The organism is Pseudomonas sp. Tof1 (assembly GCF_055390395.1).
The window spans coordinates 5719060-5736956 of the sequence record NZ_AP024344.1 but is presented as its reverse complement, the minus strand read 5'-3'; the positions used below and the strand labels follow the sequence as shown (position 1 = coordinate 5736956).

General features: G+C 62.4%; 13 protein-coding genes and 1 pseudogene. 7 read left to right on the top strand and 7 right to left on the bottom strand.

Features of this window, described 5'->3' with window-relative positions; all coding sequences use genetic code 11:
- Nucleotides 1–36: 36 nt before the first annotated feature.
- Both ACZ5KU_RS25805 and ACZ5KU_RS25800 read right to left on the bottom strand, forming a co-directional pair.
- A complete protein-coding gene (locus ACZ5KU_RS25805; RefSeq protein ID WP_054057431.1) occupies nucleotides 37–819 on the bottom strand; it encodes a siderophore-interacting protein in 783 nt (260 codons plus the stop codon).
- Entirely contained in the window at nucleotides 816–1400 is a 585-nt protein-coding gene (locus ACZ5KU_RS25800) for a PadR family transcriptional regulator (RefSeq protein ID WP_054057432.1), read from the bottom strand. Before ACZ5KU_RS25800 ends, ACZ5KU_RS25805 begins: the two co-directional genes overlap by 4 nt.
- 261 nt (nucleotides 1401–1661) lie before the next feature.
- Here ACZ5KU_RS25800 and ACZ5KU_RS25795 point away from each other — a divergent pair, with 261 nt between their 5' ends.
- Nucleotides 1662–2168 carry a C40 family peptidase gene (locus tag ACZ5KU_RS25795; protein ID WP_054057493.1) on the top strand — a complete coding sequence of 169 codons (507 nt, stop codon included), beginning with the start codon at nucleotides 1662–1664 and terminating at the stop codon, nucleotides 2166–2168.
- Nucleotides 2169–2194: 26 nt separating this feature from the next.
- Here ACZ5KU_RS25795 and ACZ5KU_RS25790 read toward each other — a convergent pair whose 3' ends face one another.
- Nucleotides 2195–5293, bottom strand: a complete 3099-nt coding sequence (locus ACZ5KU_RS25790) for a transglycosylase domain-containing protein (RefSeq protein ID WP_464736447.1) — start codon at nucleotides 5291–5293, stop codon at nucleotides 2195–2197.
- A gap of 522 nt (nucleotides 5294–5815) precedes the next feature.
- On the opposite strand from ACZ5KU_RS25790, the gene ACZ5KU_RS25785 reads away from it, so the two are divergent.
- A complete protein-coding gene (locus ACZ5KU_RS25785) occupies nucleotides 5816–7234 on the top strand; it encodes an amino acid permease (protein ID WP_054057434.1) in 1419 nt (472 codons plus the stop codon).
- Nucleotides 7235–7467: 233 nt separating this feature from the next.
- On the opposite strand, the gene ACZ5KU_RS25780 is transcribed toward ACZ5KU_RS25785, so the two are convergent.
- Entirely contained in the window at nucleotides 7468–8592 is a 1125-nt protein-coding gene (locus tag ACZ5KU_RS25780) for an OpgC family protein (RefSeq protein ID WP_054057435.1), read from the bottom strand.
- Between the two features lie 212 nt (nucleotides 8593–8804).
- Nucleotides 8805–9647: an alpha/beta fold hydrolase gene (locus ACZ5KU_RS25775; protein ID WP_464736446.1), complete on the bottom strand. Its 843-nt coding sequence runs from the start codon at nucleotides 9645–9647 to the stop codon at nucleotides 8805–8807.
- A 165-nt stretch (nucleotides 9648–9812) separates the two neighbouring features.
- Between ACZ5KU_RS25775 and ACZ5KU_RS25770 the strand changes: the two genes are divergently transcribed.
- The 3 genes from ACZ5KU_RS25770 to ACZ5KU_RS25760 are packed head-to-tail and all read left to right on the top strand — an operon-like array spanning nucleotide 9813 to nucleotide 12728.
- Nucleotides 9813–10202, top strand: a complete 390-nt coding sequence (locus tag ACZ5KU_RS25770; protein ID WP_464736445.1) for a GtrA family protein — start codon at nucleotides 9813–9815, stop codon at nucleotides 10200–10202.
- On the top strand, nucleotides 10199–11170 hold the full coding sequence (locus ACZ5KU_RS25765) for a glycosyltransferase family 2 protein (protein WP_054057438.1): 972 nt from the start codon (nucleotides 10199–10201) through the stop codon (nucleotides 11168–11170). The genes ACZ5KU_RS25770 and ACZ5KU_RS25765 overlap by 4 nt, the downstream gene beginning before the upstream one ends.
- On the top strand, nucleotides 11163–12728 hold the full coding sequence (locus ACZ5KU_RS25760; RefSeq protein WP_081005904.1) for a glycosyltransferase family 39 protein: 1566 nt from the start codon (nucleotides 11163–11165) through the stop codon (nucleotides 12726–12728). Before ACZ5KU_RS25765 ends, ACZ5KU_RS25760 begins: the two co-directional genes overlap by 8 nt.
- Before the next feature lie 214 nt (nucleotides 12729–12942).
- Here ACZ5KU_RS25760 and ACZ5KU_RS25755 read toward each other — a convergent pair whose 3' ends face one another.
- Together ACZ5KU_RS25755 and ACZ5KU_RS25750 are read right to left on the bottom strand one after the other, a co-directional pair.
- Nucleotides 12943–14553 (bottom strand): FMN-binding glutamate synthase family protein, encoded by a 1611-nt coding sequence (locus ACZ5KU_RS25755; RefSeq protein WP_054057440.1) that lies wholly within the window; start codon nucleotides 14551–14553, stop codon nucleotides 12943–12945.
- A 33-nt stretch (nucleotides 14554–14586) separates the two neighbouring features.
- Nucleotides 14587–15387: a helix-turn-helix transcriptional regulator gene (locus tag ACZ5KU_RS25750; RefSeq protein ID WP_464736444.1), complete on the bottom strand. Its 801-nt coding sequence runs from the start codon at nucleotides 15385–15387 to the stop codon at nucleotides 14587–14589.
- Between the two features lie 142 nt (nucleotides 15388–15529).
- Between ACZ5KU_RS25750 and ACZ5KU_RS25745 the strand changes: the two are divergent.
- Nucleotides 15530–16350, top strand: a pseudogene (locus ACZ5KU_RS25745) (carbon-nitrogen hydrolase family protein).
- Nucleotides 16351–16551: 201 nt separating this feature from the next.
- The gene (locus tag ACZ5KU_RS25740) at nucleotides 16552–17877 is read left to right on the top strand and encodes an APC family permease (protein WP_464736443.1); all 1326 of its coding nucleotides are present in this window, start codon (nucleotides 16552–16554) and stop codon (nucleotides 17875–17877) included.
- Nucleotides 17878–17897: the final 20 nt, after the last annotated feature.

Sequence of the window (17897 nt, the reverse complement as noted above, 5' to 3'; positions counted from 1 at the left end):
TGAGTGGGGCGGCCCACCCACTGCCGAGGCCGGAGATTACTCTTCGGCGCTACCGTCCAGGCGCCAGTAGCCAGCGGCCTTGACGAACGCCTCATCCAGCCCGTGGATGTCGAGCAATACCCGGCGCACCTTGCGCGACAGCCCGGCCTCGGTGGCGACCCAGGCGTAGAGGCTGCCGCTTGGCGGGGTCAGTTGCTCGACGGTTTGCAGCAGACCCTGTCCTGGCGCGTCGCGTCGCACCCAGATCACTTCGACCTGTGCCTGGCTGTGCAGGGGCTGCTGTTCAGCCGCGTTCTCCACCTCGACCACCACCAGCGCGCGGCGGTTGGCCGCCAGGCCCTCCAGGCGCCGGGCGATGGCCGGCAGGGCGGTTTCGTCGCCGATCAACAGGTAGCTGTCGAAGATATCCGGGACCACCAGCGAACCCCGTGGCCCGCCGATATGCAGGAACTGGCCGGGTGTGGCCTGTTCCGCCCAGGTCGAGGCGGGGCCGTCGCCATGCAGGACGAAGTCGATATCCAGTTCACCCCGCTCCAGGTCATAGCGACGCGGCGTGTAGTCACGCATGGCCGGCAGCGGGCCGTTGTCCTTGGCGCCAATCACCAGGGTTTCCAGCGCAGCCTGTTCGGCGGCGGTCTGCGGGAAGAACAGTTTGACGTGGTCGTCCGTGCCCAGGCTGATGAAACCCGCCAGTTCCGGGCCGCCGAGGGTGATGCGGCGCATGCGCGGCGTCAGGTCCCGCACCCGCAGCACTTGCAGGCGGCGGCGCCTGATCTCGTGCATGACCCGATGAATGCCTTGGCGATTGACTTCGTTCATTGCGCTTGCTCCGAATGGGACTGGGCGGACACGGGACCATCGACGATGGCCTTGGCGGTGTTGTTCAGCAGGTCGCGGACCCGCAGGATTTCCTCCGGGCTCCAGCGTCCGTGATGCAGTTGCAGTGCGTGGCGCAGGTTATGCACCGCCTCGTGGATTTCCGGCGGCCGGTCGTGACCGCGCAGGGAGCGCTTGCTGACATCGATGCGGGTGCGCACGCCGTCCAGGGCCACAGCCTGTTCGCGCAGGAACTGGCGACCGTTGTCGGTCACGCTGTAGCGCTTTTTCCCAGCCTCGGCGTCGCCGCTGATCAGATCGCTTTCCTCAAGGAAGGTCAGGGTCGGGTAGATGACCCCCGGGCTCGGGCTGTAGGCACCGTCGAACATGCCTTCGATCTGGCGGATCAGGTCGTAGCCATGGCAGGGCTGTTCGGCGACCAGGGCCAGCAACAGCAGTTTCAGGTCGCCCGGGGCGAACACCCGCGGGCCGCGGCCGCCGCGTTCACGGCCGGGGCGGCGTTCGAAGCCGTCGTGGCCATCGCCGAATTCGCGGTGGTGGGGAGGGTGGTGATGCTCTCTCATTTTCTCTTTCTCCTCTGTTCTTAAGATATACCGTAAGATATATCTTATTCCTAAGGCAAGAAAAACCGACGAACGTGCTGATGGGCGAGAGGGACGTTGGGAACGGAGAGACAGGCACTGGAGGTTTCGCGGCGCGGAGGGATGTGGTGTTTTCGCTGGTTTGCCTGGGATGCTTCCTACGTGAAACTGCGAAAAGCACTCTGAGCAAGCCCGGGACCGCTCCGTACCATGCCGCCAGGTTTCGAAAAGGCGGTGTTTATCATGTCCAGGTTAGTGTCAGGGGTGCTGTCGCTGGGGGTCCTGCTGGGCTCCTGGTCAGCCCATGCGAACCTCAAGTCGACACAGAACGCCCCGGCCAGGGTTGCCGAGGTGAAGGCGCAATCTTCCATCGACAATGTCATCGATCGTGCCCATCAGTTGATCGGCACGCCCTACCGTTGGGGCGGCATGTCGGTGAAGGGCTTCGATTGCAGCGGGCTGCTGGTCTATCTGTTCCAGAACGAGGCCGACATCAAGCTGCCGCGGACCACGGTGGGCATGCGCCGTTCCAGCGCCAGGACTATCCAGCGTGGCAGCCTGAAGCCGGGTGATGCGGTGTTCTTCAACCGCAATGGCCAGGGCAATGTGAGCCATGTCGGGCTTTATGTGGGCGAGGGCAAGTTCATTCACTCCCCGCGCAGCGGCAAGAGCGTGCGCATCGACTCGCTGAACAATGCCTACTGGAAGAAGAGTTATACCCTGGCCAAGCGCTTTCACAGCAGCCCCTGATGGGGGGCTGACGTAAATTCCCCACCCTACAGATGCGCCACAGCCTGCGGCTTGCACAGGGTGCTGCTGTCCGGCTGCAGGTAGTCGGTCAGAATCGGCGCCATCCCCTTGAGCACCTGCACCGGCAACGCCGAGGTGAACTTGAAGTTCTCCGCCGAGCGTCCGGGCACGAAGGCGGTCAAGGTGCCGAAGTGGTGGGCACCGATGTAGAAGACGAACGTCGCGGTGCGGTTGATCGACTTCGAACTCAGCACCCGCCCACCCGCGCCGATGCTTTCTATCCGGTTGTCCCCGGTGCCGGTCTTGCCTCCCATGGCCAGCGGCGTGCCGTCGGGCAGTTTGAAGCTGCCTGACACCCGCCGCGCTGTCCCTGCGTCCACCACCTGCGACAAGGCTTCGCGCAACGCCGTAGCGACCTCGGAGGGCATGACTCGCTTGCCCTTGCCCGGGTCGTTGGTCACTCGGGTTTCATACGGCGTATGGGCGGCGAAGTGCAGGCTGTCGATGCGCAAGGTGGGCAGGCGTACGCCGTCGTTGAGGATGATGCCGATCAGTTCGGCCAGCGCCGCCGGCCGGTCGCCGGAACTGCCGATGGCCGTGGCCAGTGACGGCACCAGGTGGTCGAACGGATAACCCACCTGCTGCCAGCGCCGATGGATATCGAGGAACGCCTCGATCTCGACCATGACCCGGATACGACTGTCGCGGGCACTCTTGTGCCTGCTCTTGAACAGCCAGCCATAGACTTCCTGGCGTTCGAACTCACTGGCGGCCACCGCCTGGCTGAACCTGGCCTGCGGGTTCTTCAGCAGGTAACCGAGCAGCCACAGATCGAGCGGGTGGACCTTGGCGATATAGCCCTGGTCCGGCAGGTCATAGGCGCCGGGGCCGTAGCTCTTGTAGAGCTTGGCGAGGCGTTCGTCGCTGACCTTCTCGGTCTTCAGGTGGGCCCGCACGAAGGTATCGAAGGTTTTCTGCGGCGCCTCCGGCAGCAGGTAGCGGTGCACCGCCGCCAGGCGGATCGGCGTCGGGTGCATGCTGTCGAGAAAGGTTTCCAGGCGTTCCTGGGAGTCCTTGTTCCGATACTTTTTCCAGAATCGCAGCATGAACGCCGTGCCTTCGCGGTCGGCGAAGCGGGCCAGGTATTCCTGGCGGCGCGGGTTGTCATCGTCCTTGAGCAGTTCGGCGCTGTTGTTCGGGCCCTGATAGGTGCTGTAGCGCACCAGGTCGCGCATGAGGCGGATGAACGGCAGGTTGATCGACTCGCGCAGGGCTTCGAGCAGGGTCGGGTTGCGGCCGTTGTCCTCGTTGCGGAAGTTGTGGAAGCGATGCAGGCCGCCGCCGGTGAAGAAGCTTTCGCCGGGGCTTGCCGAGTACTGTCGGTTCAGCGCCGCATCGAGCATGGCGGGCAGGTTGCGGTCGCTGTTCTGGGCCAGGTAGTCCAGGGCCCAGCGGGTGATCCGGTCCTGGTCGTCGACTTGGACCTTTTTCAGTTGCGCCGGCGATTGATCGCCATAGCGATCATGCAGCTCGGCAATGATCTGCAGGTAGGTGGTCAGCACCCGCAGCTTGGCGGTGGAGCCCAGTTCCAGCTTGCTGCCTTCGTTGATGTCGAAGGGCTGGTCGGTGCTGTCGGTCTGCACCCGCACCCGATAGCTGTCCGGCGTCAGTTCGAACAGGGTGAAGCTGTAGCGCACCTGCTGGGTACTGGTGGCGGTGAGCAGCCGATCGCCGAGCAGGCCGATGGACTGGGCGAACTGCGGATTCGCCAGCTTGCGGAGGTAATCGCTGACCTGGCCCTGCAACTGCGCCTGCAGGGTGCTGGTGGCCGACAGGTCGAGGCGGTCAAGGTCGTAGAGCGGGCGGTCGAGCATCGCCGCCAGGCGGCTGCGGGCGACGCTGATACCCTTGTTCGATTCGATCGGCTGTATCGTCGGTTCCTGCACCCAGTCGCGGTAGCTGACCTTGCTCGCCAGGGCCGCGGCGGCCAGCGGTGCGTCGATGACGCCGTTCTGGGCCAGCAGGCGCAGGTGGCTGTCGGTCAGCTCGGCCAGCTCATCGCGGCCCCGGGCCAGGTAGTGCGAGGGGCGACGCTGGGCGATCATCAGCGAGAGCACTTCGCGCAGCGCCAGACCGCGTCTGGCCAGGCTCTGCGGGTCGCTGGCGGTACTGCTCAACCGGGCGTTGACGTCGTTGAAGTCGGCGCCGTACCAGACCCGCAGGCCCTCGGCCAGGCCATGCACCTCGCCGTGCCCCGGCACGGCCGACAAGGGCACGCTGTTGAGGTAGTCGCGGACCACGTTCTGCCGCACTTCCAGGGTCTGCGGGCCGCCCTGGTAGGCGCGCACGCTGGCGGAAATCATCTGGCGGATCTTCTCGCCGCCGGACAGGGTCAGGCCATCGGGCGAGTGTCGATACTTCTCCAGTTGCGTCGCCAGGGTACTGCCGCCGGCGCTTTGCCCGCCGATATGCAGAACCTTGCCGATCTGCGACAGCACCGCCTTGCCGAAACGCGGCCAGTCGACGGCGGGGTTGGCCTGGGGCTGGCCGGGGTCGAGCAGGTCGCGGTTCTCGATGAACAGCAGGCTGTTGACCACCAGTGGCGGAATCGCCGCGAAACTCCCGTACAACTGCTGCGGGTAGCTGTACTGGTAGAGCCCGGCGCCGCGGCAGTCGGTGATCGACAGGCCGGCCTGGATCTTTTCCGCATAGGGTACGAAGAAGCCGGCCTTGCCGTAGTCGAGCAGGGCGGGGGAGAAGCGCGCCTGTGCCTCGATCAGGTAGCCGCGTTTGGCCAGCCGGCCGAGAAACGTGCCCAGGTCGCTGTAGCCCAGGCGTTTGTCGAAGGGGCCCTCGCCGGGATAGAGCATCGAGTCGCTGGGGCCGTTGGCCATGGCGTAGTCGAGATTGCCGGCAAAGCGGCTGATTTCCCGGGCCTGGATCCTGGAGGTGCGCATTTCCCTGGAGGCGGCGACGCCGAGCAGGATCATCGCGAGCAGCACCACCAGCCAGAACAGTCGCCACCAGAGGCGCCGCTTGTGGGGTTTTTTCGGTACGGGCGCTTCATCCGGACTGTCGGTTGCTGGCACAGTCCTGGTCGAATCGGAATCCCACAGAGCGCCCATAGTCGATTCATCCATACGCAGATTGATCGCACTTGCCTGAAGCTTAGACGCTGGTAAAGGGCTGCGAAAATTTTGTTAATGCAGTCAGTTATTTCCTGCATACGCTGACTTTTCGTGACAATCATGCCGGGAAGACGACGCCTGCCATGGTTTTTGTCGAGGCCCTGCAAGCCTTGGAATAGAGCTGTCCATTGGCGCAAGGTCGAAAAGGGCCGGGACATGACGCGATCTGCCCGGCGTGCCATACTCCCACGGGTTTTTCGTCCGGCCGGGCCGGCTTCTGCCAGCGAATGCACCTCTGTTTTCAGCGCTTCTGCCGAGATTTCCAGCTGAATTTTCTGATTTATAGAGTGAAAAGCCCTGCCATTGGATTCCTATACTGCATCGCCCGCTGATCCCGTCGGTTTTCCCTGCGGGACGGGCCCGCTCACGAAGCGGGTCCGCTGTCGGGAGCCCGGGCCCACTCGCCTGCCGCTCCCTTGTTCGGTGGTTCATACCCAATAACAAGATGAGGTTGTACCCATGCCAGTTGGCACCCACCTGCCCCACGGCGAGACCGCTCAAGGCGGCCCGCTCAAACGCGAACTCGGTGAACGGCACATACGGCTGATGGCGCTCGGCGCCTGTATCGGCGTCGGCCTGTTCCTCGGTTCGGCCAAGGCCATCGAAATGGCCGGTCCGGCGATCATGCTCTCCTACATCATCGGCGGCCTGGCGATCCTGGTGATCATGCGCGCCCTCGGTGAAATGGCCGTGCACAACCCGGTGGCCGGCTCCTTCAGTCGTTATGCTCAGGACTATCTCGGCCCGCTGGCGGGCTTTCTCACCGGCTGGAACTACTGGTTCCTGTGGCTGGTGACCTGCGTCGCGGAGATCACCGCGGTGGCGGTGTACATGGGGGTCTGGTTCCCCGACGTGCCACGCTGGATCTGGGCCCTGGCGGCGCTGTTGAGCATGGGCACCATCAACCTGATCGCGGTGAAGGCCTTTGGCGAGTTCGAATTCTGGTTCGCCCTGATCAAGATCGTCACCATCATCGCCATGGTGATCGGCGGTGTCGGCGTGATCGCCTTCGGCTTCGGCAACGATGGCGTGGCCCTGGGCATTTCCAACCTGTGGAGCAACGGTGGCTTCATGCCCAATGGTGTCAGCGGCGTGCTGATGTCGCTGCAGATGGTGATGTTCGCCTACCTGGGCGTGGAAATGATCGGCCTGACCGCCGGTGAGGCGCGCAACCCGCAGAAAACCATTCCCGACGCCATCGGCTCGGTGTTCTGGCGCATCCTGCTGTTCTATGTCGGCGCGTTGTTCGTGATCCTCTCGATCTACCCGTGGAACGCCATCGGCACCCAGGGCAGCCCATTCGTGATGACCTTCGAACGCCTGGGCATCAAGACCGCCGCCGGCATCATCAACTTCGTGGTGATCACCGCCGCGCTGTCGTCCTGCAACGGCGGCATCTTCAGCACCGGGCGCATGCTCTACAGCCTGGCGCAGAACGGCCAGGCACCGGCGACCTTCGCCAGGACCTCGAGCAATGGCGTGCCGCGTCGTGCGCTGCTGCTGTCGATCGCGGCCTTGCTGCTGGGCGTGCTGCTCAACTACCTGGTGCCGGAAAAGGTCTTCGTCTGGGTGACGTCCATTGCCACCTTCGGCGCGATCTGGACCTGGGCGATGATCCTGTTGGCGCAACTGAAATTCCGCAAGGGCTTGAGCCGTGCGCAGGTCGCAGGCCTGCAGTACCGCATGTGGCTGTACCCGGTCAGTTCGTACCTGGCGCTGGCGTTCCTGGTGCTGGTGGTCGGGCTGATGGCGTACTTCCCCGACACGCGCGTCGCGCTGTATGTCGGCCCGGCGTTCCTGGTGCTGCTGACGCTGTTGTTCCACGTGTTCAAGCTGCAGCCGGGCAATGCCTCGCCGGCTGCGAACCCGGCGGCGTAGAACTCCGTTGAAAAGACAAGGCCCCGGTCGCATGACCGGGGCTTTTTTGTGCGCTACGAAATGTTGGGGAACCTGATGTTTCTGCGTTGTGGTTACGGACGTCTTCGCGGGCAAGCCCTGCTCCTACAAGGTAGCGTCGTATACAAGGTCTGCGAACGCCGTAAAACTGTAGGAGCAGGGCTTGCCCGCGAAGACGTCATCCGCCACACCGCCAAACCCGGCGCGCAGCCGGCTCAGGCGGGAACGGCGCGCATCGGCTGGCCCAGGCGCTTGTTGAAGTCCAGCCAGGCACCGAGCAGGGCCAGCAGGCCGGCACCGACCAGCGCGGTGAAAACCTGCATGGCGACGGCATCGTCGGCCAGGGCGTTGACCATGTCCGCCAGCGGCGCCAGCAGTACGCCCAGGCAGAACACTTCCAGCGAGTAGCGACCCATGCGGCACGTCTGTTGCGCCAGCCAGTGGCGGGTCCAGTTGCCCGTGGGCAGCAGCTTGGCGGTGACATAGGCCAGTGCCAGGAAATGCAGCAGACGTACCGGCGACAGGTCGGTCTTGCTGATCGGGTACAGCCAGTTGCTCAGTGCGGCCGGCATGATGGCGTCATGAATCTGCGGCCAACGCCAGGAGAGGGTGATCACCCCGGCAATCAGTGAATAACCCGCCGCCGCGACGAACAGTGGCCGGCGCAGCAATGGGCGCCGGTCCGGCAGGCGTGGCCGCTGGCCGTGGATGGCCGTCGCACCGCCGAGGATGAACAGCAACTGCCAGGTGACGGGGTTGAAGTACCAGACGCCATCGCCGATTGCCGCCAGGTTCCAGCCCAGTACGGGCGCCAGCAGGTACACCGTCAGCGACACCGCGACCACCGCCAGGGGCTGGCGCAACAGCAACGGCAGCACCAGCGGCAGGCCGAGCAACAGCACGATGTACAGGGGCAGCGGGTCCATCAGGTTCGGTTTGAAGCGCAGCAGCAACTCGTCCGTCAGCGCCTGTTCGGGATGGCTGACGAAATGCTGCAGGCCCATTTCCTGGATCAGGTCGCGGGTTTCCACATGGCTGTTGGCGAAGAACACGATGCCCATCAGCATCGCCAGCAGGAAGATGTGCACCACGTAGAGCACCCAGGCGCGACGCAGGATCTTCACGCAGGCGATCAGGTAGCCGTCGCGTTGCAGGATCTTGCCGTAGGCGAGGACCGCCGCGTAACCGGCGAGGAACACGAAGACCTCCGCCGCATCGCTGAAACCGATATTACGCAGGGTGATCTGGCCGAGTGGGTTGTGGGGCACGTGATCCCAGAAAATGAAGATCAGCGCCAGTCCCCGAAAGAAGTCGATGCGTGGGTCGCGTCCGTTCAGCATGGCAGCGGGCTCTGTGGGCGAATGTTGAATATGACTGCCGCGGCTGTCGGAAATTGCACTGCTTGGGCGGCGGCGCGCAGGGTGGCGCGAATCGCCGCGAATTGCAAAGGTGGGGTATTACTGAATGTCACAATTATTTGCCAGGGCGGCTGGCTTGGCCGACGACGGATGGACGGCCCGGCCCGGGGTCGCCAGGCCGGCCGATCCAGGGGTTACTGGCCGTCGAGGAAATTCAGCAGGGCGGCGTTGAAGAAGGCCGGGTCCTGCAGGAACGCGAAGTGGCTGGCATTGGGCAGGATCAGCAGCCCGGCGCCGGGAATGGTCGCCGCCATGTACTCGGTGTTCTCACGCTTGATCGCCTCGTCGCGGTCGCCATCGACGATCAGCACCGGGGTCTTGATCTTCGCCAGGTCGGCATCGCTCCAGTTCGGCTGGCTGGCCCACATATGGCTGATCTGCTCGACGAAGGCGTCGTACTCCTTCGGTGTTGGCGACAGCTTCACGTATTCCTTGCCGGCCCGTTCGATGTAGGCGGCGAAGGTCGGGTTCTTCTCGACGTTCTCCTTCACCCCGGCGGTGGTGCTGTTGGCGGCGAAGGCGAAGATCCTGCCGACGCGGCTCGGGTGACGGATCGCCAGGTCCAGGCCGAGGATCGCGCCGTCGCTCCAGCCGACGATGTCGGCCTTGGCGATTTTCAGGTGGTCGAGCACGGCGACCACGTCGTCGGCCATCAGGTCGTAGCCGTAGGGGCGGCTGTCGCGCGAGCTGCGGCCATGGCCGCGACTGTCGAGGGCGATCACCGTGTGTTTCGCCGCCAGGGCCTTGACCTGGTTGCCCCAGTAGTCGGAGTTGGCGAGGCCGCCGTGCAGCAGCACCACGGGTGAGCCATGACCGGTGCGGGTGTAGTAGAGCTTGATGCCGTTGACGTTGGCATAGCCGCTTTGCACGCCAGCGACCGGGGCCGGGGTGGGCGGCAGGGTTTCCCAGCGTTCGGCGGCGTGGGCCAGGCTGAACGACAGCATCAGGCAAGCGACGGCGATGAAGCGATTTCCCATGTTGATCTCCTGTTGGTGAAAGCCAGAACTCGTCTGTACCTGTTATTTCTGACAGTAGACAGACCCACCGGGCAATCCTAGTCTTGAGGAATAGCCACGCTGGTATCGCGTAGTACGTGGACGCCCATCCCGGTCGTTATCGGACGGGGTTTGTTCGGCTGCGGAATGGATGACATAGCCTTGCGTGCGCTGCCCAAGAATTTTTCGACCTATGTTTATATCGGGGTGCTCAATACCCTGATCCACGGGTGCGTCTTCCTCGCGCTGCACGGCGGCATGGCGTTCAGCCAGGCCACCAGCAACCTCTGCGCGTTCGCGGTGGCCGCCACGTTTTCCTTCCATGCCAACGCGCGCTACACCTTCAGGCAGGCGGCCTCATTGCCCCGTTACCTGGCCTTCGTCGGTTTCATGGCCGTGCTCAGTTTTACCACCGGTTGGCTGGGTGACTGGCTGACCATGCCGGGGCTGGTGACGCTGGTGGTGTTTTCGGGGGTGAGCCCGGTGCTCGGTTACTGCTATTCAAGCCAGGTGGTCTTTCGGGACAAGGCCAAATGAAGATTTCCCTGGTGGTGCCCGTGTACAACGAGGAGCAGGCCATCCCGGTGTTCTACGAGGCGGTGCGACGGGAACTGCTCGCCGAGCCGTATGAGGTCGAAATCGTTTTCGTCAACGATGGCAGTACCGATAACACCGAAAGTGTGGCCCAGTACCTGGCGTTGCGGGACAACGACACCCTGCTGATCAATTTTTCCCGCAACTTCGGCAAGGAGCCCGCCCTGTTTGCCGGCATCGAGTTTGCCAGCGGTGATGCGGTGATCCCCATCGATGTCGACCTGCAGGACCCGATCGAAGTCATTCCACGCATGATTGCCGAGTGGCAGAACGGCGCGGATGTGGTCCTGGCCAAGCGCCGCAGTCGTTCGACGGACAGTTACCTGAAACGGCAGTCGTCCATCCTTTTCTATCGGGTGATGAACAGGATTGCCTATTCGCACATAGAGGAAAACGTCGGTGATTTTCGCCTGATGGACCGCAAGGTCATCGACGTGATCAAGAAGTTGCCCGAGTACCAGTTGTTCATGAAGGGCGTGCTGTCCTGGGCCGGGTTCACTACCCGGGTCATCGAGTACGACCGGGCTCCGCGCACCCATGGCAAGAGCAAGTTCAATGGCTGGAAGCTGTGGAACCTGGCGCTGGATGGCATCACATCCTTCAGCACCTTGCCGTTGAGGTTATGGACCTATATCGGTGGTCTCATCTCGTTGGGTTCGCTGCTGTACGCGCTCTACATGGTTTCCGACAAGCTGCTGTTCGGCAATGCGGTGCCGGGTTATCCCTCCCTCATGACCGCCATTCTGTTCCTGAGTGGCGTACAGCTCATCGGCCTGGGGATACTGGGTGAATACATCGGCAGGATTTATATCGAGGCGAAACATCGGCCCAGGTATGTGGTGAAGGACATTGTTTCCACTCGGCGGGAAAAGCAACTGTCGTCGAACTACAAGTGGCAATGCAATGAGTGACCTCACGTCAACTGTCGTAACGACCATGCGCTCACGCACCTGGAGCTGGGTCGTGGTCGCGATTCTCAGCGTATCGACACTGGTACGATTTTACTTGTTGACCAACGCTTCCATATGGTCAGACGAAGGCTTTAGCCTGGAGCTGATTGCCTATCCGCTCACCGATATCTGGAAGTTAAGCGGTCGGGATGTGCATCCCCCGCTTTTTTACATGCTTCTGCATGGCTGGGTCGCTTTGATCGGCAGCAATGCGCTGATATGGACGAGAGGTTTCAGCGCCGTGCTTGGAATCGTCAACGTCGGGCTCGGCATCTGGTTGGCGCGAATGGTTTCGACACCGCGAGCGGCCATAACGGCCGGCTGGTTGCTGGCATTATTACCCATAGCGGTTCGAACCAGCCAGGATATACGCATGTATGCCTTAATGGGGGTCGAGCTGACGGGGGCCACCATCGCGCTGGTGTACTGGGTAGGCAAACCGAAAAAAAATATCTATCTGGTTATCTACGCCTTATTGATGCTGAGTGGATTGTACACGCACTATTTTTCGATTTTCTGCGCACTTTCCCACTGGTTGTATCTGTTATTGATCCGGCTACCGGCTCGTGGAGCGTATCGACATATCGAGAGCCCGAGGTGGTGGCTGGCAAATCTGATGATCGCCGTACTTTACTTGCCATGGTTATCAAGCAGCCTGGCACAGTTGAGTACATTCGGCGTGGGATGGATTCAGCCCGTTTCCAGTTATAGTTTGCCTTCGGCGATATGGAGGTTCTTGACCGTTAACGATGGGCGCGGCGGCAACACTTTGGTCTATTGGCTGGTGCCGATCCTGTATCTGGCTGGAGGAAGTGTCGTAATGTGCAAAGACCGCAGTCGACACTCAGTACAGACACTGATTGTCATCTGTGGATTTTTGACGGTGTTGGTCGTGTTCTTGTTCTCTTTCTATATCCCGGTATTTGTAGAGCGGTATCTTTTTTTTTCTGCGGTGATGATGCCTATTGTCATGGCGATGGTGTTGGATAAGCTGCGTAACCAATGGGCGTTTTTCATGGCGGTGTGCGCTTTGTCGGCGGTAGAGGTTTTGGGCTTGGGTTATCTTTATAAACAGCAGCATACCATGAACAATCCTTATGAGGTGGCGGATAATAGGCTAGTTGAATTGATGGCGTACTTTGGAGAAAAATCAATTGATGGCGATACATTGATCGTGGGTGATGCCTATCTTTTTTATGCTGGCAATTTTTATAATGATAAGCATCGGAAACTTTTGTTGTATTATTCGCCGTCGACATACGACCGTGCAAACCCCTCAGGTTTTTTTGCGCCCATGATGAAGTATGGCGATGACACTTTTGTCGAGTCTCTGGATCGTGTCGATACGTCGACAGGTCGAGTATGGTGGCTTGACTACTCCGATAAGGAATCGGATGAAGAAGCGGATATACCTCGGCGTTGGCATCAGGTCCAACAGCTATCGATGGGGGACAATGTTATGAAGTTGTATCAGATCTGTGCGAAGGCGAAAGCGGATAACTCCATCAAGTGTGAGTGAACGTATCTGGCTATCTTTTGCTTGGGCCGTGGGCTTTCACTGGATACCCTAAAAATCTCAGGAGCAACTGTGTCAGGACGAGCAGTGCCCAGGTACGCTTGTACAAGACCTGTCCACTGGCGCGAAACTGACAACCCGATGAGGCAAGGTCTACTTGTCTTGCATCGATGGGTTGCCGTTTCGTTTCATTCGAATGATTGGGGCATCGACTGATCTACGCCGCGTTCGGCTCGAAGCTATCCGCCCGGGCCATCTCCCACATGCGCGAGTAGAACTTGCCGTTGACCTCGCCGGTCAGCAGTTCGCCGGGCTTGAGGAACACGTGCAACTGCGAGAACAGCTTGATCTCGGTGGCCGACATGCGTCGTACCAGATGCTTGGCTTCCAGTTGCGAAGGATGCTGCAGCCCTGCGGCGGCGAGCATTTCGGCCAGGGCCCTGAGGGTGTTGCGGTGGAAGCTGAACACCCGCTGGGCCTTGTCCGGTACCACCAGGGCACGCTGGCGCAGCTTGTCCTGGGTGGCGACGCCGGTCGGGCACTTGTTGGTGTGGCAGCTCTGCGACTGGATGCAGCCGATGGCGAACATGAAGCCGCGCGCCGAGTTGGCCCAGTCGGCGCCGATGGCCAGCACGCTGGCGATATCGAAGGCGCTGACGATCTTGCCGCTGGCACCGAGCTTGATCTTGTCCCGCAGGTTCAGGCCGACCAGCGTGTTGTGCACGAACAGCAGGCCCTCGCGCATTGGCGAACCCATGTGATCGGTGAATTCCACCGGCGCGGCGCCAGTGCCGCCTTCCTTGCCGTCGACGACGATGAAGTCCGGGAGAATGCCGGTTTCCAGCATCGCCTTGGCGATGCCCATGAACTCCCACGGGTGACCCAGGCAGAACTTGAAGCCCACCGGCTTGCCGCCGGACAGTTCACGCAGTTGCGCGATGAAGTGCATCATCTCGATCGGCGTCGAGAAGGCGCTGTGGCTCGACGGCGATACACAATCCTCGCCCATCGGTACGCCACGGGTCTCGGCGATCTCCCGGGTGACCTTGTGCTTGGGCAGGATGCCGCCGTGGCCGGGTTTGGCGCCCTGGCTCATCTTGATTTCGATCATGCGCACCTGCGGGCTCTGCGCCTGGGCGGCGAACTTCTCCGGGTCGAAGCGCCCGTCGCTGGTGCGGCAGCCGAAATAGCCGCTGCCAAGTTCCCAGGTCAGGTCGCCGCCATGTTCGCGGTGATAGGGGCTGATGCTGCCTTCACCGGTGTCGTGGGCGAAATTGCCGAGCTTGGCGCCCTTGTTCAGCGCGCGGATGGCGTTGGCGCTGAGGGAGCCGAAGCTCATCGCCGAGATGTTGAACACCGAGGCCGAGTACGGCTGCTTGCACTGCGGCCCGCCGACGGTCACGCGAAAACTGGCGGGGTCGCTCAACGGCGCCGGGCGCATCGAGTGGCCGATGAACTCGAAGCCTGACTCATAGACATCGATCAGCGTGCCGAAGGGCTTGTCGCCGCCTTCGTTCTTGGCCCGTGCGTACACCAGCGAACGCTGGGAGCGGGAGAAGGGCAGGGCATCGCTGTCGGATTCGAGCAGGTACTGACGGATTTCCGGGCGAATGCCTTCGACCAGGTAGCGGATATTGCCGAGGATCGGATAGTTGCGGCGCACCGCGTGAGGGCTCTGCAACAGGTCGAACACCCCCAGCAGGCTCAACAGGCCGGTGGTCAGGGTGAATGGCCAGAGCCAGTCATGTTCCAGGAACGGCAGGCTGGCGAGGGTGAAGATCACGCAGCCGGCAAAGAAGGCGTAGCGGCTCAGCAGGGACAGGCTCATACGGTTTCCTTGGGTTCGGACTCATCAGGTCGGTCAGGCATTCTGCGCTTGCAGAAATATCGAGAACAGCTCGGACTGGGACTTGATGCCCAGCTTGCTGTACATGTGTTTCTTGTGGACTTTCACGGTTTCGATGGAGATTTCCAGCTTGCGGGCGATTTCCTTGCTCGAGCAGCCGCTGAGCATCAGGCGTCCGACGTCCAGTTCGCGGGCGCTCAGTTGCGCGCCCTTGAGCTGCTGCACCGAGGCTTCCAGCTGGATGCGCCAGTCGCCCTGCGGCGCAGTGGGCGGCGTGACGTTTTCCGGCAGTTGTTCGTGGGGCAGGCGTTGGCGCAACAGGCCCAGCACCCAGGGCTGGATCAGCGACAGCAGGGCGATCTGCTCGTCGCTGAAGCGGCGGGTGGAGCCCAGCGACAGGCAGAGGGTGCGGTCGTCGTCGAGCTGGCAGTTGAACTGGATCTCGTCGGCCACCACGTTCAGGCGGAAGTAGCGCTGGTAGTACTCGGTCAGTTCGAAGTGTTCCGGGGCGACCTCGGCCAGGCGGTACAGGCCGGTGCGCGACTGCTCGCGGCTGGCGATGTAGAACGGGTCCAGCAGGTACAGGCCCTTGAGGTAGTCCTGGAACAACTGATCGGGACTGCCGTCCTCGCCCGGGCATTCGGCGAAGACTTCCGGGCGGCCCTGGGCGCTGAACAGCAGGGCGACCCAACTGTCGAACGGCACGTACCGGTTGAGCAGGCGCACCAGTTGCGTCCAGAAATTGGGCCGATCCAGGGCCTCGATCATTTGCCCCACCGAACGGTGCCAGGCGATGTCATCCAGCGACAGTGTCATTCATCTACCCCTATCGAGTTACCCCGGCGGCGTGATTCCCATGGCCCGGCGCGGGTGCGCATACTGCGGCCACAGGTCATGACCGCGGACTCATTCTGCCAGTTCGGCGGGTCGCGGCGGTTGAACAGAACAAGGAATACCCATGAAAATCGAACTTGCCCAGCTCGCCGGCCGGGACAACGATACAGCTTACAACCTCGAGCGCGCCCTTGCCGCTATCGCCGCCTGCGCCGCCGATACCCGGATGATCGTGTTTCCGGAAACCCACCTGATGGGCTTCCCGTCCGCCGAGACCGTGGCCCGGGTCGCCGAGCCGCTGGACGGGCCGACCGTGCAGGCGGTGCAGCAGGCCGCCCGCGAGCGCGACCTGACGGTGGTGATCGGCATGGCCGAGAACGACAACGGCCGGTTCTACAACACCACCCTGATGATCACCCCGAGGGCATTGCCCTGCGTTATCGCAAGACCCACCTGTGGGCCTCGGACCGTGGCGTGTTCAACCCCGGCGATGGTTATGCGACCTGCGAATGGAACGGGGTGCGGGTCGGCCTGCTGATCTGCTACGACATCGAGTTCCCGGAAACCGCCCGGGCCCTGGCGCAACTGGGTGCCGAGCTGCTGATCGTCACCAACGGCAACATGGACCCGTACGGGCCGACCCACCGCACCGCGATCATGGCCCGCGCCCAGGAAAACCAGGCCTTTGCGCTGATGGTCAACCGCGTCGGCGAGGGCGATGGCGGCCTGCTGTTCGCTGGCGGCAGTGCCCTGGTGGACCCGTTCGGGACGCTGCTCAAGGAGGCCGGGCGCGAGGAGAGCCATTTCAGCGTCGAGCTGGACCTGAGTCAGTTGGCGGCTGCCCGGCGTGACTACAGCTACCTGAACGACCAGCGCCTGCGCTTGCCGGGCGAGGTGGTCGAGCGGGCCGACGGGGTACGGGAGTTGCTGATTCCCCAGGGCTGATCCCTGCGTTGTGCGGCCGGCCCTTTCGCGGGCAGGCCCGGCTCCTGCAGCCTCCCGCGTCACCGGTAGGAGCAGGGCTTGCCCGCGAACGGAGCTACTGCGTGATCCGGCCCACGCACTCATAAGAATTTTGTGACACCGCTGCACTTTCGCCGAACTCGGCTCTGCCATAAATCCAATAACATTCGGAGTAGTCGCCTCATGGCTCGTTTGCAACGCACCCTTTCGCTGGGGGCGGTGGTGCTGTTCGGCATCGCCTACATGACGCCGATCATCGTGCTCGGCACCTTCGGTATCCTCGCCCAATCCACCGCGGGCATGGTCCCGGCCGCCTACCTTGCGGCATTGGTGGCGATGTTCTTCACCGCCATGAGCTACGGGCGCATGGCCGCCGCCTTCCCGGTGGCCGGTTCGGCCTACAGCTATGTGCGCAAGGCCATCAGCCCGAAACTCGGCTTCATCGCCGGCTGGGCGGTGTTGCTCGACTATCTGTTCCTGCCCATGGCGATCTGGCTGATCGGCGCGGCGTACTTGGGTTCGGCCTTTCCCGCCGTCCCGCAGCCGGTCTGGGTGCTGGCCTTCATCGTCATCACCAGCCTGATCAACATCGTCGGCCTGCGCCTGGCCAACGGCGTCAACTCGCTGCTGATGCTGGTGCAGTTCCTGGTGCTGGTGGCCTTCGTCGCCCTGGCGATCCACTATATCGGCGGCGACGCGAGCAAGCCCTTGTGGACCCTGGCTCCGTTCTTCAACGGTGACATGCAGATGCCGCTGGTGATGAGCGGCGCGGCCATCGCCTGCTACTCGTTCCTCGGTTTCGACGCGGTCAGCACCCTGACCGAGGAAACCCGCGATCCGCGGCGTACCATCCCGCGGGCGATCATGCTGATCACCCTGATCGGCGGGCTGATCTTCGTTGCGGTGTCGTACTTCGTGCAACTGGCCCACCCGGCATTCGCCTTCGACAACGTCGACTCGGCGGCGTACGAGATCGCCCGCAACATCGGCGGCGACCTGTTCGTCAGCCTCTTCCTGATCGGCCTGATCGTCGGCCAGTTCGCCTCGGGCTTGTCGGCCCAGGCCAGCGGTTCGCGCCTGCTCTATGCCATGGGCCGCGACGGTGTGCTGCCGAAATCGTTCTTCGGCAGCCTGAGCGAACGCTTCGGCACACCGATCAACAGCATCCTGCTCTGCGCCGTGGTGGCCTTGCTGGCGTTGAAGCTGGACGTCACCACCTCCACCTCGTTCATCAACTTCGGCGCCTTCCTGGCCTTCAGCCTGGTGAACCTGTCGGTGATCTTCCATTACTGGATCGGTGCGCAGCAGCGCGGTCTGCGCGAGCTGCTGCTGTTTCTGGTCTGCCCATCGATCGGCCTGCTGGCGGACCTGTGGCTGATGATCAGCCTCGATCACCTGGCGATCTACCTGGGCGTGAGCTGGCTGGCGATCGGCGTGGTGTACCTGGCTTTCCTCACGGGCGGCTTCCGCCAGCAGCCACCGGAGATGGATTTCCAGGAAGCCAACTGACGCGTATGGCGAACCGCCTC

Excerpts from the sequence above, each read along its gene's own strand:
- ACZ5KU_RS25805 (WP_054057431.1), bottom strand. The coding sequence starts at position 819 with ATGAACGAAGTCAATCGCCAAGGCATTCATCGGGTCATGCACGAGATC.
- ACZ5KU_RS25800 (WP_054057432.1), bottom strand. The coding sequence starts at position 1,400 with ATGAGAGAGCATCACCACCCTCCCCACCACCGCGAATTCGGCGATGGC.
- ACZ5KU_RS25795 (WP_054057493.1), top strand. The coding sequence starts at position 1,662 with ATGTCCAGGTTAGTGTCAGGGGTGCTGTCGCTGGGGGTCCTGCTGGGC.
- ACZ5KU_RS25790 (WP_464736447.1), bottom strand. The coding sequence starts at position 5,293 with ATGGGCGCTCTGTGGGATTCCGATTCGACCAGGACTGTGCCAGCAACC.
- ACZ5KU_RS25785 (WP_054057434.1), top strand. The coding sequence starts at position 5,816 with ATGCCAGTTGGCACCCACCTGCCCCACGGCGAGACCGCTCAAGGCGGC.
- ACZ5KU_RS25780 (WP_054057435.1), bottom strand. The coding sequence starts at position 8,592 with ATGCTGAACGGACGCGACCCACGCATCGACTTCTTTCGGGGACTGGCG.
- ACZ5KU_RS25775 (WP_464736446.1), bottom strand. The coding sequence starts at position 9,647 with ATGGGAAATCGCTTCATCGCCGTCGCTTGCCTGATGCTGTCGTTCAGC.
- ACZ5KU_RS25770 (WP_464736445.1), top strand. The coding sequence starts at position 9,813 with ATGGATGACATAGCCTTGCGTGCGCTGCCCAAGAATTTTTCGACCTAT.
- ACZ5KU_RS25765 (WP_054057438.1), top strand. The coding sequence starts at position 10,199 with ATGAAGATTTCCCTGGTGGTGCCCGTGTACAACGAGGAGCAGGCCATC.
- ACZ5KU_RS25760 (WP_081005904.1), top strand. The coding sequence starts at position 11,163 with ATGAGTGACCTCACGTCAACTGTCGTAACGACCATGCGCTCACGCACC.
- ACZ5KU_RS25755 (WP_054057440.1), bottom strand. The coding sequence starts at position 14,553 with ATGAGCCTGTCCCTGCTGAGCCGCTACGCCTTCTTTGCCGGCTGCGTG.
- ACZ5KU_RS25750 (WP_464736444.1), bottom strand. The coding sequence starts at position 15,387 with ATGACACTGTCGCTGGATGACATCGCCTGGCACCGTTCGGTGGGGCAA.
- ACZ5KU_RS25740 (WP_464736443.1), top strand. The coding sequence starts at position 16,552 with ATGGCTCGTTTGCAACGCACCCTTTCGCTGGGGGCGGTGGTGCTGTTC.